The 1,674-nt window shown below is 76.3% G+C and carries 1 protein-coding gene and 1 pseudogene; one reads left to right on the top strand and one right to left on the bottom strand.

Translation table 11 applies throughout. The annotated features are described in order from the left end of the window. Positions 1-325 (bottom strand): annotated as a pseudogene (locus IH80_RS46740) (hypothetical protein); the annotation flags it as partial. Between IH80_RS46740 and IH80_RS0138325 the strand changes: the two are divergent. Continuing rightward, positions 312-1,601: a hypothetical protein gene (locus IH80_RS0138325; protein WP_234432543.1), complete on the top strand. Its 1,290-nt coding sequence runs from the start codon at positions 312-314 to the stop codon at positions 1,599-1,601. The pseudogene IH80_RS46740 and the gene IH80_RS0138325 sit on opposite strands and share 14 nt — an antisense overlap. Positions 1,602-1,674 lie beyond the last annotated feature (73 nt).

The following is a 1,674-nucleotide window of genomic DNA, read 5'->3' as shown; positions in this document are numbered from 1 at the left end:
TTCCGTGGCGGGGCGGGCGGGGGTCTTCGAGGATGGGGTGGGGGCCGGGGTCCGGGTCCGGGTCAGGTCCGTGCGTGCGCCGCTGCTCGGGTGCGCTGGTGTACGGGTGCCCGTGGTGCGGGTGCCCGTGGTGCGGTGCCCCGTGGTGCGGGTGCCCCGTGGTGCGGGTGCCCCGTGGTGCGGATGTGGCGGATGCGGCGGAGGGAGTGGCGGTGTCCGGTGTCCTGGGCTGCTGGGCGGTGGTCGCGGCGGCGTTGACGAGTACGGTCGTCCCGGTGTGCGGTGCGGGAGGGCATGCGCCGTTGTCGGCGTTGGCCGCTCCCACCGTCGGAGTGCTGTCCAATGCGACGGCCGCCGAGGGGGTTTCGGCGAAGCTGGCTGCCGGTGCCCGGTACGTGGAGGGCAGCAATGTGCTGCGGCTGGCGTCCGGCCGGTGGCTGTACCTGCCTTCGGGGCGGACGGAGTCGGTGGTGGTCGCGGCCGGTGACGGGCGGGCGCTGCGGCAGATCGGGCAGAGCCGGGCCTGGCTGGCGTCCGGCCGGGTCCCGGGGAGGTCCGCGGCCGAACGGGCGGCGGCCGGGCGGGCGCTGCTGGCGATGCGGGCGCTGCTGCGGCCCAACGGTGCGATGGCGGCGGGGTGGAGTCCGGGGTGGATGTACTCCTGGCCGCGGGACTCGAGTTTCGCGTGTGCGGCGTTCGCGCGCACCGGGCATGACGAGGAGGCGTTCCGGATCCTGCGGCACAGTGCCGCGACCCAGCGCGGGGACGGCAGCTGGGAGGCGCGTACGAAGCTCGACGGTTCCGGTCCGCCGGACGGCAGGCGGTGGCAGCTCGATGCCAACGGCTGGGTGCCGTGGGCGGCGTGGCAGTGGTACCGGGCGGCGCCGGCGGAAGGCCGGCGGGCGCGGCTGGAGGTCCTCTATCCGATGATCCGCAGGGCGGCGGAGCGTGCGGCGCGTTCTCTGGGGGCGGATGGGCTGCCTCCGGCTTCGCCGGACTACTGGGAGCTGATGACGGCCGGTCCGAACATCGGTACGGCTGCGCCGCTGCTGGCCGGGTTCAACGCGTCTGCGGACCTGGCGCGGGAGGCGGGCCGGCCCGGTGACGCGGTGCGGTGGGAGGGGGCGGCGCGGCGGCTGTCGGCGGGGATCTCGAAGCGGTTCTTCCCCGTGGGCTACCAGCGCACCGCTGACGGGCGGCACGGGCGCGACAGTGCGGTGACGTTCATGGCGCCGCCTTTCAACGCGGCGCCCGCCGGTCTGCCCGCGGCGCTGGATGCCACCTACCGGGCGCTGTTGCTGCCCAATGGGGGGCTGACGCCGGGTGATGATCCGGGGGCGCCGTGGGGTGCGACGGCGTGGACGCCCAGTACGGCGTTCTTCGCGCTGGCCTGGGCGGCCGGGGGCCGGCCGGGGAAGGCGGGGCCGGTGCTGGAGTGGGTGCTGTCGAAGCGGAACGCGCTGGGTGAGCTGCCGGAGAAGGTGGACCGGGAGGGCCGGCCGGCGTCGGTGGCGCCGCTGGCGTGGACGGGTTCGATCGTGGTGCTGGCGCTGGTGGCTCTGGAGGCCGGCGGGTTGCCGACCCCTCCCCTGCGCCCGTAGACGACCGGGGTGCGGGGCGTGCCGGGCCGGGGCGGGATGGGCCGGGCCGGGGCGTGCCGGGGCGGGATGGGCC

This window comes from Streptomyces sp. NRRL S-378 (assembly GCF_000720645.1).
Classification (GTDB): domain Bacteria; phylum Actinomycetota; class Actinomycetes; order Streptomycetales; family Streptomycetaceae; genus Streptomyces.
This window is presented reverse-complemented; position numbering and strand designations above follow the sequence as displayed.